The 7,398-nt window shown below is 59.1% G+C and carries 8 protein-coding genes; 6 read left to right on the top strand and 2 right to left on the bottom strand.

Annotated elements, in window-relative coordinates:
* The coding region (locus tag A1351_RS25615; RefSeq protein ID WP_210178241.1) for a hypothetical protein at positions 1 to 224 on the bottom strand (224 nt) is incomplete at its 3' end.
* Positions 225 to 684: 460 nt separating this feature from the next.
* Between A1351_RS25615 and A1351_RS06710 the strand changes: the two genes are divergently transcribed.
* The 6 genes from A1351_RS06710 to A1351_RS06735 are packed head-to-tail and all read left to right on the top strand — an operon-like array spanning position 685 to position 6,819.
* Positions 685 to 2,007, top strand: coding sequence for a glycosyltransferase family 2 protein (locus A1351_RS06710; RefSeq protein ID WP_024882131.1), 1,323 nt, complete (start codon positions 685 to 687; stop codon positions 2,005 to 2,007).
* A gap of 2 nt (positions 2,008 to 2,009) precedes the next feature.
* The gene (locus A1351_RS06715) at positions 2,010 to 2,714 is read left to right on the top strand and encodes a class I SAM-dependent methyltransferase (RefSeq protein ID WP_064032571.1); all 705 of its coding nucleotides are present in this window, start codon (positions 2,010 to 2,012) and stop codon (positions 2,712 to 2,714) included.
* Positions 2,711 to 3,109, top strand: a complete 399-nt coding sequence (locus A1351_RS06720; RefSeq protein WP_024882133.1) for a GtrA family protein — start codon at positions 2,711 to 2,713, stop codon at positions 3,107 to 3,109. Before A1351_RS06715 ends, A1351_RS06720 begins: the two co-directional genes overlap by 4 nt.
* Before the next feature lie 4 nt (positions 3,110 to 3,113).
* Positions 3,114 to 3,764 (top strand): class I SAM-dependent methyltransferase, encoded by a 651-nt coding sequence (locus tag A1351_RS06725; protein ID WP_024882134.1) that lies wholly within the window; start codon positions 3,114 to 3,116, stop codon positions 3,762 to 3,764.
* Positions 3,749 to 4,951: a glycosyltransferase family 4 protein gene (locus A1351_RS06730; RefSeq protein ID WP_024882135.1), complete on the top strand. Its 1,203-nt coding sequence runs from the start codon at positions 3,749 to 3,751 to the stop codon at positions 4,949 to 4,951. Before A1351_RS06725 ends, A1351_RS06730 begins: the two co-directional genes overlap by 16 nt.
* A 38-nt stretch (positions 4,952 to 4,989) precedes the next feature.
* Positions 4,990 to 6,819, top strand: coding sequence for a hypothetical protein (locus A1351_RS06735; protein WP_157096138.1), 1,830 nt, complete (start codon positions 4,990 to 4,992; stop codon positions 6,817 to 6,819).
* Between the two features lie 23 nt (positions 6,820 to 6,842).
* On the opposite strand, the gene A1351_RS06740 is transcribed toward A1351_RS06735, so the two are convergent.
* Positions 6,843 to 7,398 (bottom strand): transposase (locus tag A1351_RS06740; RefSeq protein ID WP_245291594.1); only part of this gene is annotated, 556 nt, incomplete at its 5' end.

Below are 7,398 nucleotides of genomic sequence, written 5' to 3' on the forward strand. Positions count from 1 at the left end.
GTCTTCGGACCGACACTAAGGGTTCCATAACGTCCGTTCGACGAAATCTCGGGCCGCCCGGGCGCCCGACACAGAATCTGCGCGATGGCCTCCGCCACCCCTGCCAATCGGGCGCCATCCCGTCGATGGCGGCCTCGCGCGTCGGCGCGGCGCCCTTCGCCCGCGCCGACCCACCAGACCGGCAGAGTGACACGAACGGCGCCGTCGGATGTCGGATCGTCCATTCGCGTCCGCGCGACCTCAAAATAATTCTCGGACCGGCCGAGAGATTTCCTGTTCCAGCGCGTGGATTTCGATGTCGATGACCTGTGCGCCGAGCGCTGGTCGTCCCTCTGCGGAGGGACCCCGACTGAGGGCTGCCAATCTCCAGCGTCTGGTGGAGGCGCGCGCCTTGTCCCGCGCTTCGACCTACAGCCCATCGTCCGCCTCTCTGTTTCCCGAGGTTGCCGCTCCGCCTCGTTCGTGTCCCTTGCGACAAATTCCACATCAGTCGGGCGTCGGAGGCGATCGTTCGTCGTCGATTTCAACCCATGAAAGCGTCGCGCGCGTCGTCTTGAAGTGACTTACGGCTTCCAGCGATTTCCATCGAGCCAACTCGTGGTCGGACGGGTTGTCGCCGTTTTTAACGAAATACTAACCAATCTCTCAGCATAACGTGAGCATGGCTGTCAGAGACTTCTGATCATGACGCAGGTCGATGTTCTAGGGAGCGCGTCCACCAAGATCGACGTATCGATCGTGATGCCGTGTCTCGACGAGGCTCGCTGCCTGCCCGTCTGCATTGCCAATGCTCGGGACGCGCTCGAGACGATGAGTCACGAGCTCGGATTATCCGGCGAGATCGTGATCGCCGACAATGGAAGCCGAGACGGCAGTCAGTTGATCGCGCGCGCTCTCGGCGCGCGGGTCGTCGACGTCGAGCAGCCGGGATATGGCGCTGCGCTCATCGGAGGACTACGCTCCGCCAATGGCGCCTATCTCGTGATGGGAGACGCGGACGGCTCATATGATTTTCGCGAATCCGTCGATATGGTGCGCCGCCTCGACGCGGGCGCTGATCTTTGCATCGGCTCGCGCTTCAAAGGGCGTATAGAACCGGGAGCGATGCCCTGGAAAAATCGCCATATCGGAAATCCCGCGCTCACCTTCGTCTTGAATCTGTTTTTCCGCGCAGGCGTCACCGACGCCCATTGTGGTCTGCGCGCCATAACGAGCCCCTGCTTCGAACGACTCGATCTCACCGGCCGTGGAATGGAGTTCGCCAGCGAGATGATTATTAAGGCGGCGCTCAAACAGCAGCGAATCTTCGAAGTGCCCGTGACGCTCCATCGCGATCGGCGCGATCGTCCCTCGCATTTGCGGCCGTGGCGCGACGGATGGCGGCATCTGCGTTATCTTCTCATGTTCAGCCCCGCCTGGGCCTTCGCTGTGCCGGCCATTTTGGCCATAGCGCTTTCCTTGGGGATATGGGCGCTGACCGGCGTCGCGGCCCTCGCGGAAAATAAGTCGCCTTTTGGCAATTACTGGATCATTCTCGCCGGCTCGCTGCTCGGCCTCGGACACACCGGCACAGTTCTCGCCGCAGCGACGCATTTCTATGGCCGCCGCCAAGGCTTTCGTCCCCCTGCTTGGTGGGAGGACAAGGTCGTCGATTGGTTCTCATTGGAGACCATGCTCGTCGCTGGGAGCCTCTTTTTCACGCTCGGTCTCACTATTCTCCTCTCTGTTTTCGGCTATTGGTCGAGTCGCAATTTCGAGCCCATCGGCACGGTTCTACCCGCTGTCGTCGGTACGACGTTGATCGTCATCGGCGCTCAAAATGCGCTCGCTGGCTTCCTGCTCGCGATCGTCAATGGTCACGAAGCGAATTTCGTCGACCGAACAGAAGCCAAGAACTGGTCCGATGCACAGCGACATTCCACTCGCGCGCCTATCGCCACTCTGAACGCAGCCGGCCGCAATTGCGACGAAACCGCCTCCGATCGAGCTGCAAATGGAGGCAGGTGAAGATGATCGCCGAAAGCGCCCAGCGCCGTCTTCGTCCCCGCATCTTCGACACGGACTGGCTGCTGCTCCGAGCGATGCGCGTCAGTATCGAGAAGGTCGCCGCGCAAATCGTGAAGCCCGGCGCGATTGCCGTGGATTTCGGATGCGGCTCCAAACCGTATCAGCCGATCTTCGAGGCTCTCGGCGCATCGTATCTCGGAGCGGATTTCGCCGATGCGGAAATCACGATCGATAAGAACGGCCGCGTCGACGCGCCCGACGCGAGCGCTGATCTCGTCGTCTCGTTTCAAGTTCTGGAGCATGTTCCCAACGTCGGCTCCTATCTTCATGAAGCGCGCAGGCTCCTGCGATCTGATGGTCGGCTAGTCTTGTCGACCCATGGCAATTGGTTCTATCATCCTCATCCTGAGGACTACCGGCGCTGGACGCGACTCGGACTCCTGACCGAACTCGCCGAGCACGGGTTTGAAACCATCGAATGTGTGCCTCTGCTCGGGCTACCCGCCTGGACGACGTTGCTCAGACTGACCTGCGGCTACCACGCCATCGTAAAACTGCCAGTCCTCGGCCGCTTCTTCGCTCGAACCCTCGCTATCGCGCTCAATCTACGCGCCTTGATTGAAGAGGCGATAACCCCGGAATGGGTCACGCGCGACAATGCATGCGTCTATCTGATGCTGTGTCGCCCGACCCGGATCTCGCCATGAGATTGCCGCGTTTCATGCTCGTCGGCGGATTCTGCGCGCTTCTCAACAACCTGTCGGTTGTCGCCTTCAGTTTGGTCGGCATCCATTATGTCTGGGCGACACTTCTTGCATTTGGACCCATACTCATCATCGGGTACAGATTGCACTGTTCCATCACATTCGACGCGCCGGCGTCCTGGGCTTCCTTGGCGCGCTACGCTGCGGCGATGCTCGCCAACTATCCGCTCTGGTTCGCCTCTCTCTATCTCCTCGGCGATTTCGGCAATCTTCCCACAGCGATCTCCGCACCCGTCGCCACAATTTTCATAACGCTCTGGAATTTTTTATGCACGAGATGGGCGTTGTCACGAGCCGTCACGCCCTTCCATGAAACGCGTTCCGCGAATCGGGGGTAATTTCATGGAATGCTTTACGCTCGACGATTTGACACGCTGCATGGCGCCGCATGCGCCTATCTATTCCTGGCGTAAGCCAGCCTATCAATATGTGGCGCTAACCAATCTCCATCGCGCATGGGATAAATCGCATCGACGTGCGCTCGATGTCGGCGGAGGAACCGGGCTTCTCGCCTATACGATCAAATCGCTGTTCGGGCTGGATCACATCGTCTCCATAGACGTCGAGAACCGATACCTACCGTCGCTCGACATCGAAACGGCCGTTTATGACGGCTGCACGCTTCCGTTTCCGGACAAATCCTTCGATTGCGTCATTCTCTTCAATGTTTTGCATCATGTTCCAACTCCGCTTCGCCTTCCATTGCTGCGCGAATGTCGACGCGTCGCCGGGACAGGTCCTCTCTACATCAAGGACCATCTTTCTGAGGGCCTGTTCGACGATGCTCGGCTCGCGGCGCTCGATCTCATCGGCAATCTTCCCTTCAATGGAATGGTGAGCGCCTGCTATCTGCGTGCCGACGACTGGCGTACGCTCACGAGTGGTGCGGGCTATGCGTGCGAAATCGTCTCCGACGGTGAATATCGTCACGGCGTCGAGCGAGTCATCTTTCCCAATCGCCTCGAAACGAGCATGAAATGGCGACCGATTTGACGACTGGCCACGAGATGTGCCGTCCGGTCATCCGGGTCGCAATGCTGTCGCATTACTTCGAAGAGCATCGCGGCGGAGTCGAAATCGTCGCGGGCGCATTGGCGAGAGCCTTGTCGCCGCTGGGTTTTGAAATCGTCTGGCTCGCGACCGACAAAAAGGCTTTTCGTGACGAGACATCGAACCCGGAGCGGCGCGGGCTACCGGCCTCGAACATCGTCGAACTCACTGCCAAAATTCCCTATCCGCTTCCTTTTCCGAGCGCTATTCGTTCGATTTTTGCCGAAGTGCGCAACGCCGATGTCGTTCTCGTTCATGACGCGCTCTATCTGACCAGCGTCGCCGCACTCTTCGCCTCTCGATTTTATCGCAAGCCTTTCCTCGTCGTGCAACACATCGGGATCGTCCCGTATCGCAATCTCATTCTCCGATCGCTCATGGCGGTGGCCAATCGAGTCATCGCTGTACCTGTTCTGAACCGAGCCGACCAGATCGTCTTCATCAGCGATTTGACGCGGCGCTATTTCGAGACGCTTCACTGTCCGCGCACGCCTCAACTCATCTTCAACGGCGTCGACACCGAGATTTTCTTCCCTCCTGAATGTGAAGCAGACAAGGCGACGGCGCGCGCCGATCTTGGTCTGCCCCCCTTCGCGCCTATCGCACTCTTCGTCGGGCGCTTCGTAGAAAAAAAGGGCTTGCTTCACCTCGAACATCTGGCGCGCGAACGCGACGACGTCTTGTTCGTCTTCGCTGGTTGGGGAGACATTGATCCTTCGCAATGGACGCTGCCGAACATACGCGTGTTTCGAGAGTTGGTCGGCCCGTCTCTCGCATTGCTCTATCGTGCGGCCGATGTGTTGTTGTTGCCGAGTGTCGGTGAAGGCTTTCCGCTTGTAATACAGGAAGCGCTCGCCTGCGGTCTGCCTATCGTCTGCGGCGCCGACACCGCTGCCGCGGACAAAGAGGCCGAACCATTCCTGACTACGATAGCTATCGACGTCGAGACGCCGAAAGCAACCGCGGCGGCGCTCGGGGCGGCGACCTCTCGCCTGCTCAAGTCTGGGGAGAATGGAAGGCAATCGCGCGTCGCGCGCGCCGAATTTTGTCGCTCGCGCTATTCCTGGCGCGCTTCTGCAGAGCACTACGCGACGCTTTTGCGTGGTTTGGTCGCGTTTCCGAAGCCATAGACCGTCAAAGCCGAAGCACCGATAATAGAGGTAAAATTATGTTTGATCTCGATACTGCTTCCGATACAGAAGGCCGCAACTCGTCATTTTTCCTCACTTTGAAGGGCGTGACGATCATTTCGATCGCGATCATTTTTTTCGGGGTAATCATCTCGTCTATGACGGAACCTGTTCTAATCGCCACAGCGAAGCAGCCGAAATTTGTATGGTTGACGACATATTTTTTCCGCAGCCAGGACGCGCTATGGCTTGTCGGCATTGCCATTCTTCTCGCAATTGTAGCTATTGCACGGCCGAAGTTGCACCGGAGCTTCATCGATCTCGACGATCGATCTCGACGCAACATGGCCGTGACGCTGCTCGCGCTCTTCGTCCTGATCTGCGGCGTCGTAGGAACTCATTTGGTGTTCCACGACTATCATCTGTCACGTGACGAGATCTTGGCGGACTTCGACGCAACGATTTTCCGCTCCGGCCATCTGATCGCGTCCATCGCTCCAGAACATCGGCCCTTTGCGTCTGCGCTCGCGCCGGCATTCATGGTCCCTATCGACCGGGTTGATGGCTTCGTTTCCGCATATCTGCCGGTGAACGCGGCGTTGCGAGCGGTGGGCGGCTTTGTCGATCCGGCCTCGACCAATCCGCTTCTCGCCGCCTTCGCAGTCATCGCAGTCTTTGCTGTCGCGCGGCGCCTTTGGCCTTCAGATGCGGCTCCAGCGCTCGTCGCCGCCGCGATAACGGCCACATCCTCGCAGCTTCTCGTCGGTTCGATGACGAGTTACGCGATGACCGCCCATCTCGCCCTCGATATGCTCTGGCTCTGGCTATTTGTCCGCGACGACGAAGCCGGACACGCGGCGGCGATCATCGTCGGAGCGCTCGCGATCGGTTTGCATCAAGCGATCTTCCACCCGCTCTTTGCGGCGCCCTTCATTCTGCGTCTCTGGAGATCGAAGCGACGAACGATGGCGACGGCGTATATCGTCAGCTATGCGATCGTTCTCCTTTTTTGGATCAGCTATTGGCAATTGCTCGCCCTATGGGGCGGCGTCTCTATGGACGCCTCGGACGAAGTCGGCTTTGTTTATTTTATTGCCCGAGTTGTAGCTCTTCTGACGAGTTTTCAATGGTCGGGCGCCGACCTTATGGCGAAGAACATTTTGCGATTCGTCATTTGGCAGAACCCGGTTCTTCTTCCCTTGGTCCTTCTCTCCTACAAGCAAATACGCGACCGCTCCGGAATCGCCTGGGAGCTGGCTGCAGGCATTTGCCTCACGCTCATCGCCATGTTCGTCGTCCTTCCCTATCAGGGTCATGGCTGGGGATATCGCTATATGCATGGGCTGCTCGGGAATTTTTCGCTGCTCGCGGCCTACGGATGGATCGATCTCTCTACGCGCACAAGCGGCCGCGCAAAGCCGGAGGCCGGAGCAATGCTCGCAATCGGTTGCGCTATCGGCGCGATCATTCTGCTTCCGGTCCACGTCATTCAAGCCGAGCGCTTCGTCCAACCCTATGCAAGGGCCGCCGAGGTGATCAGCCGCACTGATGCGGATTTCGTGATTGTCGACAAATCTGGACTTCTTTTCGTCGAAGACCTCGTTCGCAATGATCCGTTCCTGGGAAACAGGCCGAAAATTCTCGATCTTACTTACCTCGCGGATGAGCAGATTCACCTTATCTGCGCGAAGAGCAAGGTTGCTCTGTTCGAAAGCGCAGATGCAACATCGCTCGGGATTTCGCGCCACGATGAGGCGACGAAAGTCGACGATGACGTTCGCAAAAAGAAGCGAAAGCTCATGGCGGATCTAGGCTGCGGCGCCGAAATCAGCCCGCGAATGTCAGTCGGCGTGGCGCGTTGGCTCTGACGCAATTCTGGTGCAGTTTTTCGTCAGTCCGCTCCGAGAAGCCGGGCTTCGAGGAGATCGAGTTTTGCGCGCCCATACATTTGGCGCTTGATCAACTTCAGCCGGGTGATCTGGCCTTCAGTCTGGCCGTTCGACCAAACGTTCGTGATCGCCGCCACGACGGCGGCGCGGTCCTTTGTGACGCCGCTCGCGAAGGAAGCCAGGAGGCCGGTTTTTGCACGGTCGATCCAGCCGTCGAGGTCGTCGCCGGCTTTCTTGCGGATCGTGGCTTGAAACGCGGCGACGGCGGCGCGCGCTTCGACAAGAGCAGGAACGCTGTCCTCAATTGCTGCGATTGTGAGCGTCTCCGTCGTCGACAGCGCGTCCCGGCCACTCGTCATCAGGCGCGCAATGGTCCTCGCCGAGGGCGTTCGATGCAAGCCAGCCGCGTCCATCTTTTCCGAGCGGCGGCGCCGGCCCGCCCATTCGGAGACGACGCGCAAGGATCCACGAAAGCCGGCAGCTTGGAGACGTCGCCACAGTTCAGCGCCATTGTGACAGCCGGCGGCCCATTGCGCGTCGAAGCGCCCTGCTGGCGGC

The organism is Methylosinus sp. R-45379, assembly GCF_001644125.1.
Taxonomy (GTDB): Bacteria; Pseudomonadota; Alphaproteobacteria; order Rhizobiales; family Beijerinckiaceae; genus Methylosinus.

Bases quoted from the DNA above. Each gene is read 5' to 3' on its own strand.
- A1351_RS06710 (WP_024882131.1), top strand. From the start codon at position 685: ATGACGCAGGTCGATGTTCTAGGGAGCGCGTCCACCAAGATCGACGTA.
- A1351_RS06715 (WP_064032571.1), top strand. From the start codon at position 2,010: ATGATCGCCGAAAGCGCCCAGCGCCGTCTTCGTCCCCGCATCTTCGAC.
- A1351_RS06720 (WP_024882133.1), top strand. From the start codon at position 2,711: ATGAGATTGCCGCGTTTCATGCTCGTCGGCGGATTCTGCGCGCTTCTC.
- A1351_RS06725 (WP_024882134.1), top strand. From the start codon at position 3,114: ATGGAATGCTTTACGCTCGACGATTTGACACGCTGCATGGCGCCGCAT.
- A1351_RS06730 (WP_024882135.1), top strand. From the start codon at position 3,749: ATGGCGACCGATTTGACGACTGGCCACGAGATGTGCCGTCCGGTCATC.
- A1351_RS06735 (WP_157096138.1), top strand. From the start codon at position 4,990: ATGTTTGATCTCGATACTGCTTCCGATACAGAAGGCCGCAACTCGTCA.